General features: G+C 60.2%; 17 protein-coding genes, 2 tRNA genes and 1 rRNA gene. 14 read left to right on the top strand and 6 right to left on the bottom strand.

Translation table 11 applies throughout. The annotated features are described in order from the left end of the window. Positions 1-14: 14 nt before the first annotated feature. The 5 genes from SynPROSU1_RS12105 (at position 15) to SynPROSU1_RS12085 (ending at position 3,733) form a co-directional block, all read left to right on the top strand. A complete protein-coding gene (locus SynPROSU1_RS12105) occupies positions 15-935 on the top strand; it encodes a 6-carboxytetrahydropterin synthase (protein ID WP_186570714.1) in 921 nt (306 codons plus the stop codon). 11 nt (positions 936-946) lie between these two features. Then, positions 947-1,630 carry a RibD family protein gene (locus SynPROSU1_RS12100; RefSeq protein WP_186570713.1) on the top strand — a complete coding sequence of 228 codons (684 nt, stop codon included), beginning with the start codon at positions 947-949 and terminating at the stop codon, positions 1,628-1,630. 71 nt (positions 1,631-1,701) lie between these two features. Further along, complete coding sequence (locus SynPROSU1_RS12095; RefSeq protein ID WP_255444672.1) at positions 1,702-2,091, top strand: hypothetical protein; 390 nt, start codon at positions 1,702-1,704, stop codon at positions 2,089-2,091. Between the two features lie 49 nt (positions 2,092-2,140). Further along, positions 2,141-3,316, top strand: coding sequence for a GNAT family N-acetyltransferase (locus SynPROSU1_RS12090; protein WP_186570712.1), 1,176 nt, complete (start codon positions 2,141-2,143; stop codon positions 3,314-3,316). 9 nt (positions 3,317-3,325) lie between these two features. Further along, positions 3,326-3,733: a DUF4346 domain-containing protein gene (locus tag SynPROSU1_RS12085; protein ID WP_186570711.1), complete on the top strand. Its 408-nt coding sequence runs from the start codon at positions 3,326-3,328 to the stop codon at positions 3,731-3,733. A gap of 3 nt (positions 3,734-3,736) precedes the next feature. Here the strand turns inward: SynPROSU1_RS12085 and SynPROSU1_RS12080 are convergent, their stop codons facing one another. Then, complete coding sequence (locus SynPROSU1_RS12080) at positions 3,737-5,311, bottom strand: B12-binding domain-containing radical SAM protein (RefSeq protein ID WP_186570710.1); 1,575 nt, start codon at positions 5,309-5,311, stop codon at positions 3,737-3,739. A 144-nt stretch (positions 5,312-5,455) separates the two neighbouring features. Here SynPROSU1_RS12080 and SynPROSU1_RS12075 point away from each other — a divergent pair, with 144 nt between their 5' ends. Further along, positions 5,456-5,548 carry a cytochrome B6 gene (locus tag SynPROSU1_RS12075; RefSeq protein WP_115025429.1) on the top strand — a complete coding sequence of 31 codons (93 nt, stop codon included), beginning with the start codon at positions 5,456-5,458 and terminating at the stop codon, positions 5,546-5,548. Here SynPROSU1_RS12075 and SynPROSU1_RS12070 read toward each other — a convergent pair. After that, on the bottom strand, positions 5,541-6,764 hold the full coding sequence (locus SynPROSU1_RS12070; RefSeq protein WP_186570709.1) for an MFS transporter: 1,224 nt from the start codon (positions 6,762-6,764) through the stop codon (positions 5,541-5,543). The two genes, SynPROSU1_RS12075 and SynPROSU1_RS12070, sit on opposite strands and share 8 nt — an antisense overlap. Beyond that, positions 6,761-8,137 (bottom strand): 30S ribosomal protein S12 methylthiotransferase RimO, encoded by a 1,377-nt coding sequence (gene rimO / locus SynPROSU1_RS12065; protein ID WP_186570708.1) that lies wholly within the window; start codon positions 8,135-8,137, stop codon positions 6,761-6,763. Before rimO ends, SynPROSU1_RS12070 begins: the two co-directional genes overlap by 4 nt. An 85-nt stretch (positions 8,138-8,222) precedes the next feature. On the opposite strand from rimO, the gene SynPROSU1_RS12060 reads away from it, so the two are divergent. Next, on the top strand, positions 8,223-9,149 hold the full coding sequence (locus tag SynPROSU1_RS12060; RefSeq protein ID WP_186570707.1) for a vitamin K epoxide reductase family protein: 927 nt from the start codon (positions 8,223-8,225) through the stop codon (positions 9,147-9,149). A gap of 1 nt (position 9,150) precedes the next feature. On the opposite strand, the gene nadB is transcribed toward SynPROSU1_RS12060, so the two are convergent. The 3 genes from nadB to SynPROSU1_RS12045 all read right to left on the bottom strand — a co-directional run bounded on the left by nadB (position 9,151) and on the right by SynPROSU1_RS12045 (position 12,119). Then, on the bottom strand, positions 9,151-10,809 hold the full coding sequence (gene nadB, locus SynPROSU1_RS12055; protein WP_186570706.1) for an L-aspartate oxidase: 1,659 nt from the start codon (positions 10,807-10,809) through the stop codon (positions 9,151-9,153). A gap of 70 nt (positions 10,810-10,879) precedes the next feature. After that, positions 10,880-11,287, bottom strand: coding sequence for a photosystem II complex extrinsic protein PsbU (gene psbU / locus SynPROSU1_RS12050; protein ID WP_186570705.1), 408 nt, complete (start codon positions 11,285-11,287; stop codon positions 10,880-10,882). Between the two features lie 121 nt (positions 11,288-11,408). After that, positions 11,409-12,119: a DUF3120 domain-containing protein gene (locus SynPROSU1_RS12045; protein WP_186570704.1), complete on the bottom strand. Its 711-nt coding sequence runs from the start codon at positions 12,117-12,119 to the stop codon at positions 11,409-11,411. 111 nt (positions 12,120-12,230) lie between these two features. On the opposite strand from SynPROSU1_RS12045, the gene SynPROSU1_RS12040 reads away from it, so the two are divergent. The 7 genes from SynPROSU1_RS12040 (at position 12,231) to SynPROSU1_RS12010 (ending at position 19,585) form a co-directional block, all read left to right on the top strand. Beyond that, entirely contained in the window at positions 12,231-13,094 is an 864-nt protein-coding gene (locus tag SynPROSU1_RS12040) for an undecaprenyl-diphosphate phosphatase (protein WP_186570703.1), read from the top strand. A 19-nt stretch (positions 13,095-13,113) separates the two neighbouring features. Continuing rightward, complete coding sequence (locus tag SynPROSU1_RS12035) at positions 13,114-14,511, top strand: TIGR03279 family radical SAM protein (RefSeq protein ID WP_186570702.1); 1,398 nt, start codon at positions 13,114-13,116, stop codon at positions 14,509-14,511. Positions 14,512-14,536: 25 nt separating this feature from the next. Then, positions 14,537-16,354 carry a TolC family protein gene (locus SynPROSU1_RS12030; RefSeq protein WP_186570701.1) on the top strand — a complete coding sequence of 606 codons (1,818 nt, stop codon included), beginning with the start codon at positions 14,537-14,539 and terminating at the stop codon, positions 16,352-16,354. Further along, positions 16,348-17,151 (top strand): inositol monophosphatase family protein, encoded by an 804-nt coding sequence (locus tag SynPROSU1_RS12025; protein ID WP_186570700.1) that lies wholly within the window; start codon positions 16,348-16,350, stop codon positions 17,149-17,151. Before SynPROSU1_RS12030 ends, SynPROSU1_RS12025 begins: the two co-directional genes overlap by 7 nt. 608 nt (positions 17,152-17,759) lie before the next feature. Continuing rightward, positions 17,760-19,245, top strand: a 16S ribosomal RNA gene (locus SynPROSU1_RS12020). 184 nt (positions 19,246-19,429) lie between these two features. Next, a tRNA-Ile gene (locus SynPROSU1_RS12015) sits at positions 19,430-19,503 on the top strand. A gap of 9 nt (positions 19,504-19,512) precedes the next feature. After that, positions 19,513-19,585, top strand: a tRNA-Ala gene (locus tag SynPROSU1_RS12010). Positions 19,586-19,705: the final 120 nt, after the last annotated feature.

The following is a 19,705-nucleotide window of genomic DNA, read 5'->3' as shown; positions in this document are numbered from 1 at the left end:
GGCCGGAACGTCACATGACTGAAATGAAGTCACCAGCACGGCACGGCCAAGGTCGTGGTTGTGTCATCACCCGGAGGGCCTGTTTCAGTGCCAGCCATCGCTATTGGCTGCCCGAACTATCCGCCGATGACAACGCTGCCCGTTTCGGGCCCTGCGCGTTGGCTCCTGGCCATGGCCATAACTACGAGCTGATCGTGTCCATGGCCGGTGGTCTGGATGCTGACGGCATGGTGCTCAACCTCTCGGAGGTAAAGCACGCCATCCGTAACGAGGTCACTGGCCAGCTCGACTTCCGCTTCCTCAATGAGGCCTGGCCGGAATTCGATGTGTCTGGTCCTTCCGGCTGCCTTCCCACCACTGAGGCCCTGGTGCGAGTGATCTGGCAGCGCCTCAGCCCGCATCTGCCGATCACGGCCCTGCGCCTCTACGAACAACCGGGCCTTTGGGCCGACTATCTCGGACATCCCATGGACGCCTTCCTCACCATCCGCACCCACTTCGCTGCTGCCCACCGACTGGCTCGACCGGAGCTCAGCCAGGAGGAGAACGAAGCGATCTACGGCAAGTGCGCCCGCCCCCATGGCCATGGCCACAACTATCTGGTGGATGTGACCGTGCGCGGTGAGATCGATCCCCGCACCGGCATGGTCTGCGACCTGTCGGCCCTGCAGCGGCTTGTGGATGATCTGGTGGTGGAGCCCTTCGACCACACCTTCCTCAACAAGGACGTTCCTTTCTTCGAAGAGTGCGTGCCCACAGCCGAGAACATCGCCCTGCACATCGCCGACCGGCTCTCCAGCCCGATCAAGGCCATCGGTGCCAGCCTGCACAAGGTGCGCTTGCAGGAAAGCCCGAACAACGCGGCTGAGGTCTATGCCGAAGCACCGCAGTTGGAGATGTCTCCTGCGGCTCTTGATGCAGTCGCGGCTGTCTGAGTGATGGCTTGATGCCCCAACGTCCCACGGTTCAACGCCCCTCAGTGAGGTTGGTGCTGGCCATCAGCCTTGATGGCCGTTTGGCGCCGCCTGAAGGTGGTGCGGCCCAATTGGGAGGAAAGGGAGACCGGCGCGCCTTGGAGCAGGCCCTCGTCTGGGCGGATGCCTGTTTGATCGGTGCTGGGACCTTGCGGGCCCATCAGTGCACCTGCCTGATCCGCAACCCTGAGCTGTTGGAGCAACGCCGGAGGGACGGCCGCCCTGAGCAGCCGGCCGCTGTGGTGGTGAGCCGATCGCCTGACTTCTCTCAGGATTGGCTGTTTTTTCAACAACCGCTGCGGCGGTGGTTGTTGGCTCCGGCTCCGGTGGAGGCTGGATTTGAACGTTGGATCCCCCTGGGGGACTCCTGGCTCCAGCGATTGGAGGCCCTTGGCTCGGCGGGCATGGAACGGTTGGTGCTGCTTGGTGGGGCTCACCTGGTGGCGGATCTGTTGTCGGCAGACTGCGTTGATGCCCTGCAGCTCACCCTCGTGCCGAAGTTGCTGGGAGGTGCCAACACCTGGTTGCCATCAACCTTTGATGCCTCGACGGAGTGTTTGGCAGAACGAGATGCCTGGTGTTCGGAAGGGGCGGAACCTCTGGGAGATGGAGAGTGGTTGCTGCGTTACCGAAGGAAGCGCGTCGGCATCGGTTGAGCGCTAAATCCCCCAATTGGGGGAGTGCACGACTGAATCCACTCCCTAGCGTTAGGGAAATCCCAGTGTCAATGGCGAAAAACAGGCGGAACAAACTGCGTGGAACAAACGGCGCCGACGAACTAACGGGGACCAGCCGAAAGAGACTGATTTATGGGCGCGGCGGCGACGACATCATTTCCACCCCTGAGGGCCGTTTCAAAGTCTGGGGTGGCGAAGACAACGACACCTTCAAGACGCTCAACGGCGGCAAGGGATACATGAAGATCATGGATTTCGAAGCTGGTGACACGATCACCTTCTGCGGATGCGCATCCACGCGGATTGAGCAGCGCGGCAAGAACGCCTGGATCGTCAAGGGAGACGACGTGAAAGCCGTGGTGAAGGGAGTTGATGCTGGTGATCTGAACATTGACTTCGATGAGGCGGTGATCACCATGAGTGCTGATCCGATGGCTTGATCGTCTCTCTGGTTAGGGTCGGGCGGTGTTGGCCAGCGGCACCGCCTGAATGTCGTCTTTGATTGCCCGCTGGCATCGTTCCATCACCGAGATCCCTGAGCAGCAGTGGAACAGCCTGATGGGGGAGGGAACGATCCCCTTTTACCGCTGGAGTTGGCTGGAGGCCTTGGAAAGCTCCGGCAGCACGGTCCCTGATCAGGGCTGGCAGCCGCTGCATCTGGTGCTTTGGCGGGATGACTGTGCGATTGCTGTCGCCCCGCTGTTTCTGAAGGGTCACAGCTACGGCGAGTTTGTCTTTGACCAGACCTTTGCTCGTCTGGCGGCTGATCTGGGTTTGCGCTACTACCCCAAACTCCTTGGCATGAGCCCGGTCAGCCCTGTGCTGGGCTACCGCTTCCATGTGCGATCTGGGGAAGACGAGGCGCTGCTCACCCGGGAGCTGCTGCGGGCGATCGATCGCTTCTGCGAACAGAACGGCATTCTCAGCTGCAATTTTCTCTATGTGGATCCGCATTGGCGGCCCCTGGCGGAGGCGGCGGGCTGTGCCGCCTGGCTGAACCAGCAGAGCCTCTGGAGCCGCGGCGACGACCAGAGCTTTGAGGACTACCTCAAGGGCTTTAACGCCAACCAGCGCCGCAACATCAAGCGGGAACGCAAGGCCGTAGCGAAGGCAGGCATCACGGTGACGCCCCTCAGCGGCGACCAGCTCGACCTCGCCCTGCTTCAGACGATGCATCGCTTTTATGAGCAGCACTGTGCCCGCTGGGGGCCCTGGGGCAGCAAATACCTGGAGGAGGGTTTCTTTGAAGCACTGGCCCAGCGGCATCGCGATCAGCTGGTTCTTTTTTCCGCCCACCGCGGTGACCCGCGCGATCCTGTGGGGATGTCGATGTGCGTGCAGGACGGCCGTCAGCTATGGGGCCGCTACTGGGGAAGCCACGAGGAGATTGATTGTCTTCACTTCGAGGTCTGCTACTACGCCCCGATCGAATGGGCCCTGCAGCAGGGAATCAACAGCTTTGACCCAGGGGCTGGGGGTAGTCACAAACGTCGTCGAGGCTTCGTCGCACGGCCCCACGCCAGCCTGCACCGGTGGTATCAGCCCCAGATGGATCAGTTGATTCGCACCTGGCTGCCCAAGGTGAACGGCTTGATGCTGGAAGAGATCGACTCCATCAATGCGGAGCTGCCCTTCAAAGCAGAACCTCCGGCCTTGGCTTTGTAGGTTGAAGGCATGACCACAACCCCAGAAGCACCGGCATCCACAGCCGCGGCGATGGATGCTCTGGATCAGCGCCTCTCCCAGCGCTTCATCGCCTTGGATCCGAGTGGCTATTTCCTGATCAAGCTGGATCGCGATGCGGCCGAACTGGTGCTGGAGCACTACGGCAACACCATTGATGACAAAGGGCTGGCCCGTGATTCAGAGACCGGCGACGTGTTGCGTTGTGACGGTGTCAATGCCCCCCGGCGCCCCTCAGCGATTTATCGCGGTCGTACAGCCAAACAGCTGGGCATTCAGCTCACTGAAGGAGACGGCCCTCACGCACTGAGCCGACTCGACCATGCCCTGTATTTGGGTAGGGAGTTGCAGAAGGCCGAGCAGTGTCTGAGAAACGACACGTCTTACGTGCAGGACTGAGTGTTAGACGGGCTGCAATTCTTTCGGGGTTGTGGGCTCTTCCGGCGGTAGGGATTCCAGCTGTTCGCGGATTTCCCGCTGCACAATCGAGCGGTATTCGAGGAAGTGTTCGTTGTGGGCCAAGACCACTAAGAACTGCTCCAGCAGAGCAGGGTTTTGACGGGCCATGCCAAACATGTACTTCCAGAAGCGGCTGCGGGTGTTGCGCTTGATTCCCTGACGCCAGACCACGGTGCTCAACGCCTTGATATCAATCCAAGTCGGAAGTTTGGCGGCAGCCTTCCAGCGTGGAGCGCCCATCTTCAGGTAATAGCTGTAAACCCGATCCATGTAGGCATTGGGTTCGTACAGAGCGCAGAAGGCTTCCACGTACTCGTTGGCGATGTCCCGGATCGGTCGGGTGGGTTCGAAGTTCAGCAGGTTGGTCTGGTTGACGCCCTTGGCGGCTTCTTCCCCCTGAATCAGGCGACCCTCTCGCTCCAATCGTGCCCACAGTGCCGTCTTCGGCAGAGCCTGCAGCATTCCCATCATTGCGGCGGGGATGCCAGTGCGAGTCACAAAGTCCACGATTCTGCGTCCTGCACCATCCTTTTCGCCGTCAAAGCCAATGATGAAGCCGGCCATCACTCGGATGCCGTTCGCTGTGATCCGATCAACGGCGGCATCAAGAGGGTTCCGTGTGTTTTGCACCTTGCGGGCCGTTTCTAGGCTGGCCTCATCGGGGGTCTCGATGCCAAGGAAGACGCTTTCAAAGCGGGCGTCGTGCATCATCCGCATCATCTCGTCGTCGTCGGCCAGGTCGACGGAGGCCTCGGTAGCGAAGCTGAAGGGGTAACCCCGCTCCTCCTGCCACGTGCGGATCTCTGGCAACAGCAGTTTGGCGTTGCGCTTGTTGCCGATGAAGTTGTCGTCCACCAGAAAGATCGATCGTCGCCACCCGAGGTCGTAGAGGTACTGCAACTCCGCTACCAATTGCTCGGGAGTTTTTGTTCTGGGTTTGCGGCCGTACAGAACAATGATGTCGCAGAACTCGCAGTTGAACGGGCAGCCCCGCGAAAACTGAACGCTCATCGAGTCATAGGCGTCTAGTTGAAGCAGATCGAAGCGGGGGATCGGTGTGGCAGTGACATCCGGCTTGTCTCCCTCGGAGGTGAAACGTCCACTGGTTTCGCCGCGTTCAAGGGCCTCCAGGAACATCGGCAGGGTGATTTCTCCTTCATCCAGGATCTTGAAATCCGCTTGATCAAGTTCGGGTGCATCCGGAGTGGAACTGGCGAACGGGCCTCCAATGGCCACCGGCAGGCCTCGCTCTTTGGCCTTGCCGATCTGCACGGCCATGTCGTCTTTCTGGACGATCATCCCCGAGATGATCACCAGTTCAGCCCAATCCCACTCCTCCTCAGTCACCTCCCGCACGTTGCGGTCCACCAACTTCATTTCCCAGTCCTGGGGCAGAAGAGCAGCAACAGTCACCATCCCCAGAGGGGGCAGCAGCACTTTTCGGTTCACCAGCTCGAGGATCTTCTCGTAACTCCAGAAGGTCTTCGGGAACTCGGGGTAAACGAACAGGGTGCGCATGGCGTCGGGCGTTGGTGGATGGACGTCCGGTTGGCCCGGTTGGAGATACCTCTACTTAGGTATCAGCTGTTCACAAACCCTAAGCGGAATGGCCTGAACCAAGGCCGATGTCTGATCTAATAGTGGTCACCTCCTTACTTGCACATGGGCGTCGGCATCTATCTCGGCCTGGTTGGTTCCGGTCTGGTGACGGCTTTTGTGCTCACCAAAATCCTCAAGGGAATCAAGCTCATCTGAGCGGTTCCAGACGTTTTGCTCCTCGTTTTCGCATCCAGAGCACTGCCACCACGGCACTGAGGCCACCGGTGAGTGCGAAGGCCGTGGACAGGCTGGTGCTCATGACCAGCACAGCCACGATCAGCCCACTGAGCCCGCCACCTCCGAGGAAGGCGATTTGGCTCAGACCGGCCATTCGCCCGCGCATGACCTGAGGAGAGCCGATCTGACTGATCAGATTGCAACTGCTTAACAGGCCGGCTGTGCCGGCGCCGATCAGGAAGGCCATGGCCAGGCTGAAGCCCGGCCCCGATGTGCGGGCCATCCCCAACTGAGCCACAGCTGTGATCAGGCCAAAGCCCCCCAGGGTGAGGAACGGGCGACGGCAGAAACGCTGACTGTTGCGCTGCAACACCACGCCGCCAAGGATGCTGCCGCCCGCCAGCACGCTGGTGAAAAGGCCCAGATCTGTGGGCTTGGCCCCTAGCTGTTCAAAGGCGATCAAGGGGGTCAGCCCCGGGTGATAAAACCCGATCAGACAGAGAACCGCGGTGAAACTGAGCACCCCTTGCAGGGTGCTGCCGCAGTGCCGCCAGGCGTTGAGCAGGCTGGCATCCTCGCCGCCGCTGCTGCGCACTTCCTGATCCCGATTTGGGCGCAGAAGAAACATCAAACTGGCAATTGGCAGCAGATAGCTGGCCGCATCAATCCCGAGGGCCCAGGCCGGGCCAGTGGCCGCCAGCAACCAGCCGCCGATCGGGGGGCCCACCAGCTTGCCAACGTTGAACACCACCGAAAAGCTCGTGAGGTAGCCCGCCAGCTGTTCCGGTCGTTCCACCAGGATCGAGCAGTACTTGTTTCGGGCCGTCAGCTCATAGGCGCCGGCGATGCCCACCAGCAGGGTGCTGCAGAGCAACAGCAGCACCTGTGGTGTGCCCTCCAAGAGGGGAATGGCGAGGGCCCCCAGCCCCGAGGCGGCCAGCAGCGCCCACTGCGCTTGCACCAGCACCCGTTCACAGCCCACGCAGTCGGTGCGCACCCCCGCCGGACCGCTCACCAGCAGGCTGGGCAGTGACAGTGCGGCGAAGTTCAGCGCCAGCACAAAGGGATCAACTCCCCCCTTCATCAGGATCCAGCCCTTAGCGGTGATGCCGGCAAAAGACCCAGCCGTGCTCACGCCTGAGGCGATCAGAAAAAGCTTGCGTTGCTGTTCGGCATCCAGTTTGAAAAGGGTCAACCCTGTCGTCTCGCTGCGGCCACCATGGCGCGGGCACCCACAACCCGCCCGCTGAGGTCATAGATGTCAGCTCCGGTGATCTCCACCGGCACCAGGCTGCCTGGTGCGGCCTGCTGTCCGTCCTCTCCGGGTTGGACCCGGACTTCGCCATCCACCTCTGGAGCAAAGCGGGCGCAGCGGCCGATCATTTCGCCGGTCTGGGGGTTGTGCTGTTCGATCAGCACATCCACGGTGCGGCCCACCCAGCGGCTGTTGCGTTCTGCTGAAATCGGCTGCTGCAGTGCCATCAGGGCATCCTTGCGGGCCTGGGCCACCTCGGGGTCGACGTGATCGGGGAGGTCGGCTGCTGCAGTTCCGTCTTCCGGCGAGAACGTGAACACCCCCACATGATCGAAGCGCTGGTGCTCAAGGAAGGCCATCAGATGCTGGAAATGCTCCTCGGTTTCGCCGGGGAATCCCACAATCAGCGTGGTGCGCAGCACAGCGTCTGGGAGTTGCTCGCGGATTTGATCCAGCAGGCGGTCGTTCACATCGGCTTGCCAGGGGCGGTTCATCGCCCGCAGAACCTCCGGATGGCTGTGCTGCAGCGGAAGATCGAGATAAGGCACGACATTCGGCACGTCCCGGTAAGCCGCTAGGACATCCGGCGTCAGGCCAGTGGGATAGGCGTAGTGCACCCGAATCCAGGGGATCTCCACCTCTCCAAGAGCCCGCAGCAGTTCCGCCAGTTTGGGTTTGCCGTAGAGGTCGAGGCCGTAGTTGGTGGTGATCTGGCTGATCAGGATCAGCTCCTGCACCCCCTGTTCCGCCAGTTGCTGGGCTTCGGCCACGATCGATTCAATCGGCCGGCTGCGCTGATCCCCCCGCAGTTTCGGAATGATGCAGAAAGCGCAGCGGTAGTCGCAGCCCTCAGCCACCTTGAGGAAGGCCACGGCCTGGTCGGTGGTGCGCTGGCGCGGCAGGTGTTCATCGCCCACGAAGGTGGGCACGGTGCTCACTTGGTTGACCCGCTCTCCTGCTTCCACCCGCTGCAGCACGTCAACGATGTGCTGGTAATCGCCGGTACCCACGATGGCTTTGGCTTCTGGAATTGACTCCAGCAATTCCTCCTGGAAATGCTGGGCCAGGCATCCCGCGATGATCAGTTCCTTGCCCTGTTCCGCAAGTCCCACAAGGGTTCTCACCGATTCTTCTCGGGCGTCCTGGATGAAGCTGCAGGTGTTCACCACCACGACGGCGGCATCACTTTCATCGGTGCTGACGCCGTAGCCCGCTTCTGCCAGCAACCCCACCATGTGCTCGGTGTCCACCCGATTCTTCTCGCACCCCAGGTGGGCAAACGCGACCGTCGGTTTCGTCGGAGTGCTTGTCATCACGTCACCGGCAGGCCAAGGATCAGCCTACGAAGCGGCCTGATCACGCCGGAACTGACAGAATTCGAACACTTGAAGATCAAGGATGGGCACCACCCGTCTCGTCAGCCGTCGCCGCCAGGATTCCGGTGCCAAATGGGCCCGCATCGCCATGGCGGTGCTGGCCACCGCGGGGCTGATCGACACCGGTTCGATCACCCTCAAGCGCTGGGGTTTGCTCGGCAACCTCACGTGTCCGATGGGGGCCGACGGCTGCGACAAGGTGCTGAACAGCGCCTGGGGGACGGTCTTCGCTGGGATCCCGTTGTCGTTTGTGGGGGTGCTGGCCTACGGCGCCGTTCTGCTGATGGCATTGCTGCCGCTGTTGCCCGGTTTGCAGGAGAACAAGAGCGACCTGTCGCGCCGCACCTGGTGGGGCCTCTTCACGGTGTCCCTGGCCATGGCTGTCTTCAGCGGTGTGCTGCTGGGGGTGATGCTGCTCAAAATCCAGGCCTTCTGCTTCTTCTGCGTCCTCTCAGCCGGGTTATCACTCGCACTCTTGATCCTCTCCATCGTCGGCGGTGGCTGGGAAGACCTGGGTCAGTTGCTGTTCCGTGGTGTGCTCCTGGCCCTTGCCGTGCTTCTGGGGGGCTTGATCTGGGCGTCGGTGGTGGATCCGAATCGGCCCGAGGCCGTGGTCAGCGGCACTGTTGCTCCGGTCGTCACGACCGAGAGCACGCCTGCGTCAATCGCTTTGGCCGAGCACCTCACCAGCAGTGGTGCGGTGATGTATTCCGCTTACTGGTGCCCCCACTGCCACGAACAGAAGGAGCTGTTTGGCAAGCAGGCTTCCGATCAGCTCCAGGTGGTTGAGTGCGCTCCGGATGGTGAAAACAACCAGGCCGATCTCTGCCGCAGCAAAGGATTGGAGGGCTTCCCCAGCTGGGAGATCAATGGCAGCATCGATTCCGGCGTGAAAGGGCTCGACACCCTGGCGGAACTCAGCGGCTACGAGGGCGACACCGACTTCTAAATCAGGGGCGCACGGCTCGGGTGAAGATGCCCTGCTCTCGTTGCTGCCTGGAATGCTGCCGCCATTGCGGCAGCGGAGCCGGAGCATCGCTGCGGTAATGACCGCCTCGGCTTTCGCCGCGAAACAGGCAGGCTTCCAGCATCAGACGGCTGGTCAATAGCCGGTGGTGCAGATCCAGCAACAGGTTCAGATCGCGTCGGCTGCTTTCCGCCAGCAGACGTGCGGCACATGGGTCCTGCCGCAGCAAGGCCTGAAGCAGAGCCTGCTGCTCAAGATGCTGCATGTCCTCTTTAACCTTGGTGAGGGCATGGCTCAGTCCGGTGGCGGATCGCTCCACACCCGCCCGCCGCCAGCAGAGCTGTCGCAGCTGCTCGATCGCGTCGATCAACTGCGAACTGCTGCTGCCGTCCAGGTCCAGTTCGAGTGGTTGGGCTTTGCCTGTGGTCAGGGCCTGTGGGGTAGGGCCGAGTTCGATCTCCTTGAGGCGATGGGCGAACACCAGGCACTCCATCAGAGAGTTGCTGGCCAAACGGTTGGCTCCATGCAGGCCGGTGCAGGCCACCTCCCCCACGGCAAAGAGCCCTGGCAGTGTTGTGGCGGCCTGCAGATCCGTGGCGACCCCTCCCATCCAGTAGTGGGCGGCCGGAGCTACCGGGATCGGTCGTTCCAACGGGTTTAGCCCGAGTTCATCGCAGCGGTCCAGGATCGTTGGGAAGCGTCGCTCCGCCTGGTCGCGCGGGATGGCGGCGAAGTCCAGCCACATCTGTTTCACCTGCTGCCGCTGCATGGCTTGCATCAAGGCGCGGCTCACCTGATCCCGCGGGGAGAGGTCGCGTTGGCGCAGATGGGCCACAGGGCTTCCCCCGAGGGAATCCACCAGCACGCCACCTTCACCGCGAACGGCCTCGGAGATCAGAAAACAGGGGGCATCATCCAGACGGATGGCCGTGGGATGGAATTGCACGAATTCCAGATCTTCCACTGCAGCACCGGCTTGCCAAGCCAGGGCAATGCCTTCACCGCAGGCCTGGGCGGGGTTGGTGGTGTTGGCGAACAGATGGCCGCCGCCGCCGCTGGCCAGCACCACGGCGCGGGCTTCGATGCCATGAAGATGCGCTCCATCCAGAACCTGCACGCCGCAGCAGCGCCCATCGCGCACCAGCAGCTGCGTCACCCGTACGCCTCGGCGGTGCAGCAACCCAGGCCGTTGCTCAACACAATCCCGCAGCACATCCACCAGGGCGCGCCCGGTGCGGTCTTGTACATGCAGCACCCGCCTGTGGCTATGGGCTGCTTCGAGGGTGGTGGCAAGACCGTTCTGATCCCGGTCAAAGGCCATGCCCAGTTGTCCCAGACGCTCGACGCAATGGGGCGCCTCCTGCACCAGCAGGCGTACCGCATCGCCATCGCAGAGGCCGGCTCCAGCCAGAACCGTGTCCTCGGCATGGCTATCGGCACTGTCCTCCTTGCGGGTCACCGCTGCGATGCCGCCCTGGGCCCAGCGGCTTGAGGAACGCCGCCCTGTGTTGCGGTTGAGAAGCAACACCTTGAGCCCTGGCGGCAGATCAAGGCAAGTCATCAACCCCGCTGCCCCGGCACCAATTACCACCACGTCCCAGGGACCTGAGGGGATGGGGTTAGAGCTACGGGGCTGGGCCATCACGGGGACAAAAAAACCGCCGGTGGTCCGGCGGTTCAAGCAGTCACAGACATTGTGACGGGGTTAGAAATCAGCGGTATTGACCGTCATTGATGCGGTCGTCTCCCTCGTTCAGAGCAATTGAAGGAGGCGTGACGATGAAATTGTCCCGGTACTTGGCGAACAGCTCCTGCTGGCGGTCTGTCAGGTCAAGAGACAGCACGTCGTCAACGCTGTTGTAGGGACCACCCAGAACGATCTTTCCGGCCATGGTTGGGTACATGCCAGGGAATTGCTGGAAGCGACGCACGGAGGAATTGTTCAGGTCCACCTTGCCTTCACTTTCAGCGATCTTGTCGTCGACAACGTTGCGGATCTCGTTGCCGGAATACTTGCTGCGAAGGTCGTCGTCGGCATAGACGCTGCTGGGAAGCACAAGGCCTGCCATCAGACTTGCCATCAGCAGTGCGCCAGTCAGCCAGCTCAGAAGCCGCTTCATCTCAACTCTCGATCAGGGGTCAGAACGGGTCGACCGGCGGAGCCGGCTCGGGAAGACTACAAGTCGTTGCGCCGATCAAGCCCCTGGATCGTGGGAGCTTTTGCAGTTCGTTTCACTCGATTCATTCGATAAGGCCACTCAGCCCGGGCTGGAGTAGCGCCGTGAGCAGGAACAAGCCATCCACCCAGAGGGTTGTGATCAAGACAGCAGAGGCCATGGCTCCGGCGTCACCGTTGGATCCGGCGCTGCTCAGGTTGAGGCGACGTCCGGCCATGAGCACCAATGCAGCTGCAACCACCAGGGTTAGGAGGGGCAGGGGCTGTAGCAGATGCAGCCCCGCCTGATGGAGCAGCAGTGGAGCCTGATTCAGGGACGCCGTCACCACTTCGGGCCAGAACCGCATCACGCCGGTGGCTGCCATGGCCAGGTCAGTACAGGCTGTACCCACGAGGGATGAGAGGTAGAAGGTCGCTGCCAGTCTCCAGCGGCCTTGCAAGCCGCCCAAGGCCACAGGCACAGCGAAAGCTTCCACCGGAAGGTGCAACACGGGATGGGCTCGCAACCATCCCCAGAAAATGCACCCTGCAAGCCAGCTGCCGCTGAAACCAACCAGCAGCGATCCCAGATCGGATGCTGTCTGCGAGCGGCTTTGATGCAACACCAGCCCGGCTGCCACCAGAACACCCGTGAACAAGGTGGCCGAAAACGGATCCAGGCGAACCCAAGGAGCCTGGAGAAACACCGGCAGCACCACCATCGCTGCGGCGATCCGTGCCACCGGAAAGGACCACGACCGAGCGGGGGCTGAGGTTTGCCAGGTGCCGCCGATCAAATCCCTTTTGTGAAGAAAGTCACGGAACCTTAGAAGACATCTTCAAGTGACGCGGCCGACATCTTTGCCTGTCGCACTGGAGATACCGTCAAAGCGACATCTGTTGTGTCGATGGCGGACCCTTCTGCATCCCTCACCCTGCTTGAGGCCTGCTGGCGTGATCTCGTACTGGGAGTGGTTCAGGGTCTTACTGAATTTTTGCCGATCAGCAGCACCGCCCATTTGAAGGTGGTGCCCGTGCTCCTGGGTTGGGGTGACCCTGGCGTCTCTGTCACTGCCGCGATTCAGCTGGGCAGCATCGTTGCCGTGATTGCCTATTTCCGCGCCGATCTCAACAAGGTGCTGCGGGGGATCAGTCGAGCCATTCGCCATGGCCAGTGGCGTGAACCCGAGGCGCGCCTTGGCATCGCAATGGCAGTTGGCACCCTGCCGATTCTGCTGATTGGGTTGGGGATCAAACTGTTTTGGGCTCAGGGTTACGAACAGTCGCCTCTGCGAAGTGTTCCTTCCATTGCCATCGTTTCGATCGTGATGGCGTTGTTGCTTGCTCTGGCGGAACGGAATGGAGTGCGTCGCAAGAAGCTGTCGGACGTTTCAGGACGTGATGGCCTGGTGGTGGGTTTGGCGCAGGCCTTGGCCTTGATTCCAGGGGTCTCCCGTTCCGGCAGCACCCTCACCGCTGCTCTGTTCGACGGCTGGCAGCGTGCCGATGCCGCGCGATTTTCTTTTCTTCTCGGCATTCCAGCCATCACCATTGCGGGGCTGGTGGAACTCAAGGATGCCCTGGCCGCGACCGCTGGCACCGGCCCCCTGCCGTTGCTTGTCGGAATCGTTTCAGCTGCGGTGGTGTCGTGGCTGGCGATCGATTGGTTGCTGAAGTTCCTGCAGCGCAACAGCACTTGGATCTTTGTGGCCTACCGGCTGCTGTTTGGGATGCTGCTGCTGGTCTGGTGGGGCGTTTACGGCGCACACTGAAAGCAGATGAGGCCGGCTTGTGTGGAATGAGCCATCCGCCGGGGTTGCAGTCGCAGCTCTGGATCCAACCAGCAGTGGCCGCCAACCGCAGCCGGCGGTGGTGGCGTCAGTTGAGGCGGGATCGATTGGGGAGGAGCTGGGTTTCGAGCCGGGTGATCAGTTGCTCAGCATCAATGGCATTCGTCCGCGAGATCTGATCGATTACCGCTACCTCTGCGTGGACGAGGAGCTTTGCCTTGAGGTGCGTGATGCAGCGGGTGCGCTGCATCGGGTGGAATTGGAAAAGGAGGCTGATGACGGCCTTGGCCTGGCCTTCACCGAGGCCCTGTTTGATGGCTTGCGCCAGTGCAATAACAACTGTCCGTTCTGTTTCATCGATCAGCAGCCCCCAGGCCGCCGCGACAGCCTTTATTTGAAAGATGACGACTACCGGCTGAGCTTTCTCTATGGCTCCTATCTGACCCTCACCAACCTCGGCGAAGGCGACTGGCAGCGGATTGAAGAGCAGCGTTTATCGCCCCTGTTTGTTTCGGTTCATGCCACGGAGCCCGATCTGCGCTCCCGTCTGCTGGTGAACCCCCGTGCTGCCCAGGTGATGGATCAGCTCGCCTGGTTTGATCAGCGCGATCTACAGGTTCACGCTCAGGTGGTGGTCTGCCCGGGGCTCAACGACGGCCCGGCCCTTGAGAGAACGCTCAACGACTTGGCGTCCTTCGCGTCTGGCCCCTGGCCAGCGGTGTTGTCTGCAGCGGTGGTGCCGGTGGGGCTGACGCGGTTCAGGCCCGCTGAAGACGGCCTTGTTCCTGTGGATCCGGCCTGTGCCCGTCGTGTGATTGCCCAGGTGGAACCGATGCAACAGCGCTTCCAGGCCGCATTGGGCACCCGCTTTGCCTGGCTCTCGGATGAGTGGTACTTGATGGCCGGGTTGCCGTTGCCCCCGCGGGATGACTATGAGGATCTTCCGCAGCAAGAGAATGGCGTGGGCAGCATTCGCGCCTTCCTTGAAGCGCTCGATGCCGCCACCGAAGATTTGCCCAGCGCGGTGCCCCAGCCCCGTCGTTGCAGTTGGGTGGTCGGTCAGATCGTTTCCCAGGCCTTGCAGCCCGTGGCGGAACGGTTGAATGGCGTTGATGGAGTCGAGTTTCATCTGATCGGATTGCCGAGCCCGTATTGGGGGCAGGACCAAGTGGTGACCGGACTGCTGACAGGGCAGGATCTGCTCAGTGGCTTGCAGGGGCAAGATCTCGGCGATGAACTTCTGCTGCCATCGGTGATGTTGCGGCAGGGTCAGCCCGTGTTCCTGGATGACATGACTTTGGAGGCCCTGGCCGCGCAGTTGCCGGTTCCCATCCGGATCGTGCATGGGGCGGCTGACGTCGTGGCCTCAGTTTTGAGAGCCGTAGGAAAAAGTCCCTAAGCTCCGTCAAAGGTTTTTGTTTGCTGTGCGCCGGATCACCGCGGGTATTTGTCTCGTTGCGGGCGTTGTTTCCACCGTTGTTCCCTCTGCGCTCAGCCAGGAAACAGCATCGGAAGTTTCTGCGTTGGTGGATCAAACCACGCTGCCCGATGCAATTGATCTGAAGGGAGCACGCCCCAAAGCTGATCCATCCGTCGTTGCTCCAGCGGCAGATGTTCTGCCCCCATCCCTTGAGCCGTTGGTGGCCCCCCCCAGCCTGGCGCTCCCCAACGCGCCGTCTCAGGTGCGCATTCATGAGTTGCGACCTCTCACGTTGGAGGAAGCTCTGCAGCTGGCTGAATTCAACAGCCCGAGGTTGAAGGCTGCGGCCAGCCAGGTGGATCAGGCCAAGTCTGCGCTGCGCGCAGCAATCGCAGCTTGGTACCCCACTGTTGACCTCTCGGCCAGTGGGCTCCCCGAATATTTCAAGTCGTACTCCTATCGAAATCCCGACTTCGTTCCGGATCGGGTCGTTCAGAAACCCTCACCTCGGGTCAATCCCATCACCGGTGAGGAGACGAAGGTCAACCCCAATACCGGAGAGGAGTACACCCGCCCTGTGACAAGGGATGGATTCAATGAGAGGTATGGCCGCGAGTGGCGGGTCAACGTGAGCCTGCAGGTGAGCTGGGATCTGATCAATCCTGCCCGGGTTCCCGATATTGCTGCTGCTCGGGACACCTTTGAGCGAGCCGGCGATTCCTACTTGATTGCTTTGCGAGACCTTCGTTTGGAAGCGGCCTCGACTTACTTCATCCTCCAGGAGGCCGATGAGGGGGTTCGTATTGGCCAGGATTCTGTCAAAGCTTCCTTGGTCAGCCTGCGGGATGCGCGAGCTCGCTTCAACGCTGGTGTGAACACGAAGCTGGAGGTGTTGGAAGCGGAGACCCAATTGGCTCGTGACCGCAACATCCTGACGACCAACCTCGGCAGGCAGGATTTGGCGCGTCGCGATCTCGCCTCGCTGCTGGACCTACCCCAGGACGTCACCCCAACTGCCGCGACTCCTGCCCGACCCCTGGGTCTATGGGAACCCTCATTGCAGGAAAGCATCATCTCTGCTTACAACTACCGCGAAGAGCTGGACCAACTGATTCTCGAGATCTCCATCAACAACAGCCGGGCCAATTCGGCCCTGGCAGCTGTTCAGCCAGTTCTCAGGTTTGTCAACTCCACCTCGGTCTCGCGATCGGAGGGGCAAAGCGGTCAGACGTCGCTCAGTGACATTGATATGGGCGATTTCACCTACGGAGTTCAAAACAGCACAGCGCTGACGGCGAGCTGGCGCTTGTTTGATGGTGGTCGTGCCCGCGCTAATTACCGTCGCTCCAAGCAAGCAGCTGAAGAGAGCCGCTTCAATTTCGCCAACACCCGTGATCAGATTCGCCTCGAGGTTGAGCGAAGCTTTATCGGCCTGCGATCGGCGATTCAGAAGATCGACACCACATCCAGCGAGGTTCTCTCATCCCGAGAATCCCTCCGCCTGTCCAATCTGCGGGTCCAGGCCGGCGTCAGCACCCAGAGAGAGGTGGTCAACAACCAGCGTGATCTCACCCAGGCAGAGCTGAAATATGCCCAGGCCATCCGTGAATACAACACCAGCCTGGCGGAGCTCCAGCGCCGCACAGGTTTGGATGCGTTGGTTGCCTGCAATGCGGTTTCTCTGCCTGCAACGGAGCCGGAACCCGATCAAGCACCGATTCCCATTGAGCCAACGCCGCTCAAGTCCGCCTGTCCATCTATAGCTTCCTCAGGTTCGACGGTGAATCAGACTGAGAGCAGTCCTGTTCAGCCTCTGTGGTGACCTTGGTGCTCAGTGACGATCAACTGAGCTCCGTTCATTTGCTGCTGGATCGCATTCGTGCTCGTCAGTTGCAGGATTTTGGTCAGATCGGTTCCGATGTGAAGCCGGATGGTTCTTTGATCACCGACTGCGATCGCTGGAGTGATGCCGCTCTGGTGGAGGGGTTGGCCAGCATTGCCCCAGGGGAGGGTGTCCTCAGCGAGGAAGGATCCAAAACAGTCCCAGCCACGCGGGCCTATTGGGTGGTGGATCCCCTGGATGGGACCACCAATTTTGCGGCCGGCATCCCTTATTGGGCGATTTCCGTGGCGCGCTTCGTGGATGGCCGTCCCAGTGAGGTCTTTCTCGATGTGCCAGCGCTGGGGCAACGTTTTGTCGCCCTGCGTGGCCGCGGTGCCACGCGCAACAACCAGCCGCTGACGGCAGAGACCAGAGCCTTGGCAACCAGTGCCTGTGTTTCCCTCTGCAGCCGATCGATTCGGGTGCTGCAGCGCAAACCCGATCAGCGTTTTCCCGGAAAGATTCGTTTGCTTGGTGTCGCCAGCCTCAATCTGGTGAGTGTGGCGATGGGGCAGACCATCGCTGCATTGGAGGCCACTCCCAAAATCTGGGATTTGGCGGCAGCCTGGTTGGTGCTGGACGAGTTGGGTTGTCCGATTCGCTGGTTGGATGCGGATCCAGCCCAGCTCTCTCCAGGAGTGGACGTTGCTGAACGCGGTTTTCCCATGCTGGCGGCCGGTTCATGGGCCCATTTGGCGCGTTTTCTTCCCTGGGGAGAGGCTCTGGTCCAGCGCTGAAGCGTGTTGGTTGCGTGAGTGTGAGTTGTGGTGTTATGGTTTTGTCTTGCGCGGGAGCCGAGAGGCGAGCGCGCAAGCCGAAGCGCTGAAGGCGAAAGCATTGATGTGTCTGAGGCGACTTACAAAACCAAGAGGGAGCGATCCCACGGTGTTGTAAGTTCTTCAAGCGGCCGCGAAGGCCGCGATGACCAGCCAAGTGAACTCCTGAGAGGGAGTGCAGCGAGGTTTGGTCGCACCTGGACAACCGAAAAGTTTAGGAACTGACGCTTTCATCGCGTTTGGTTTTGAGCTGAGCCGCAAGGTGAGGTGAGGAGCCGAATGAAAGAGCGATGAAGGTGTGAGGTCCCGTCAAAAAATTTCGTTGCGTCGAAGCAATTCGCTGCAACGAGAGGGTTTTCACGAACCTTCTTGTTGTCGGTGTGCGAATTGTGGAGCAACAACCGGATCTGAGATCCCGGAAAGTCATTGAAAGAGAAATCTAGAGATGCACTCTTAAGAACCCTTTTTGTGTCAGCGAAGAGGAGGCCTCAACTGTTGCCAGAATGATCTGAGCAATGGGTGACGCAAATCATTTTGAGGGAGCGAAAGCTCTTAAAAGGAAATGATCTACAACGGAGAGTTTGATCCTGGCTCAGGATGAACGCTGGCGGCGTGCTTAACACATGCAAGTCGAACGAACCTTCGGGTTAGTGGCGGACGGGTGAGTAACGCGTGAGAATCTGCCCTCAGGAGGGGGATAACGGTTGGAAACGGCCGCTAATACCCCATATGCCGCGAGGTGAAATGAATTTCGCCTGAGGATGAGCTCGCGTCTGATTAGCTAGTTGGTGTAGGTAATGGCTCACCAAGGCATCGATCAGTAGCTGGTCTGAGAGGATGATCAGCCACACTGGGACTGAGACACGGCCCAGACTCCTACGGGAGGCAGCAGTGGGGAATTTTCCGCAATGGGCGAAAGCCTGACGGAGCAACGCCGCGTGAGGGATGAAGGCCTCTGGGCTGTAAACCTCTTTTATCAAGGAAGAAGATCTGACGGTACTTGATGAATAAGCCACGGCTAATTCCGTGCCAGCAGCCGCGGTAATACGGGAGTGGCAAGCGTTATCCGGAATTATTGGGCGTAAAGCGTCCGCAGGCGGCCCTTCAAGTCTGCTGTTAAAAAGTGGAGCTTAACTCCATCATGGCAGTGGAAACTGTTGGGCTTGAGTGTGGTAGGGGCAGAGGGAATTCCCGGTGTAGCGGTGAAATGCGTAGATATCGGGAAGAACACCAGTGGCGAAGGCGCTCTGCTGGGCCATCACTGACGCTCATGGACGAAAGCCAGGGGAGCGAAAGGGATTAGATACCCCTGTAGTCCTGGCCGTAAACGATGAACACTAGGTGTCGGGGGAATCGACCCCCTCGGTGTCGTAGCCAACGCGTTAAGTGTTCCGCCTGGGGAGTACGCACGCAAGTGTGAAACTCAAAGGAATTGACGGGGGCCCGCACAAGCGGTGGAGTATGTGGTTTAATTCGATGCAACGCGAAGAACCTTACCAGGGTTTGACATCCTGCGAATCTCTTGGAAACGAGAGAGTGCCTTCGGGAGCGCAGTGACAGGTGGTGCATGGCTGTCGTCAGCTCGTGTCGTGAGATGTTGGGTTAAGTCCCGCAACGAGCGCAACCCACGTCTTTAGTTGCCAGCATTTAGTTGGGCACTCTAGAGAGACCGCCGGTGATAAACCGGAGGAAGGTGTGGATGACGTCAAGTCATCATGCCCCTTACATCCTGGGCTACACACGTACTACAATGCTACGGACAAAGGGCAGCAAGTTCGCGAGGACAAGCAAATCCCATAAACCGTGGCTCAGTTCAGATCGTAGGCTGCAACTCGCCTACGTGAAGGAGGAATCGCTAGTAATCGCAGGTCAGCATACTGCGGTGAATACGTTCCCGGGCCTTGTACACACCGCCCGTCACACCATGGAAGTTGGCCACGCCCGAAGCCGTTACTCCAACCCTTGTGGAGGAGGACGTCGAAGGTGGGGCTGATGACTGGGGTGAAGTCGTAACAAGGTATCCGTACCGGAAGGTGCGGATGGATCGCCTCCTAACAGGGAGACAACACAATGATTTTGATGCCTGAGTACTTTTATTCTTAGGCCGAAATCCTGTCACCTTAGGTCGATCGGTACCTCAGATTTGAAATCAAGATAATGCAGCAATGTGTTGTGCTTGATGGAGATTTTCAGTTCCTAAACTTTGTCTAGGTCACACCCCAAAAGGGATGAGACTCCTGGGCCATTAGCTCAGGTGGTTAGAGCGCACCCCTGATAAGGGTGAGGTCCCTGGTTCAAGTCCAGGATGGCCCATTCGGTGTTGGGGGTTTAGCTCAGTTGGTAGAGCGCCTGCTTTGCAAGCAGGATGTCAGGAGTTCGAGTCTCCTAACCTCCACTGACCGAACTTTATCCCCATCTCCAAGTTATGGAGTTGAGCTCGATTGGAGTGTGATTTAGATGTGTCCGCTGGATGACCCCAGCTTCCTGTCATTCCAAGTTTTTAAGTGGAAAGCTT

Origin of the sequence: Synechococcus sp. PROS-U-1 (genome assembly GCF_014279755.1) — a bacterium.
In the GTDB taxonomy this organism is placed as follows: domain Bacteria; phylum Cyanobacteriota; class Cyanobacteriia; order PCC-6307; family Cyanobiaceae; genus Parasynechococcus.
This window is presented reverse-complemented; position numbering and strand designations above follow the sequence as displayed.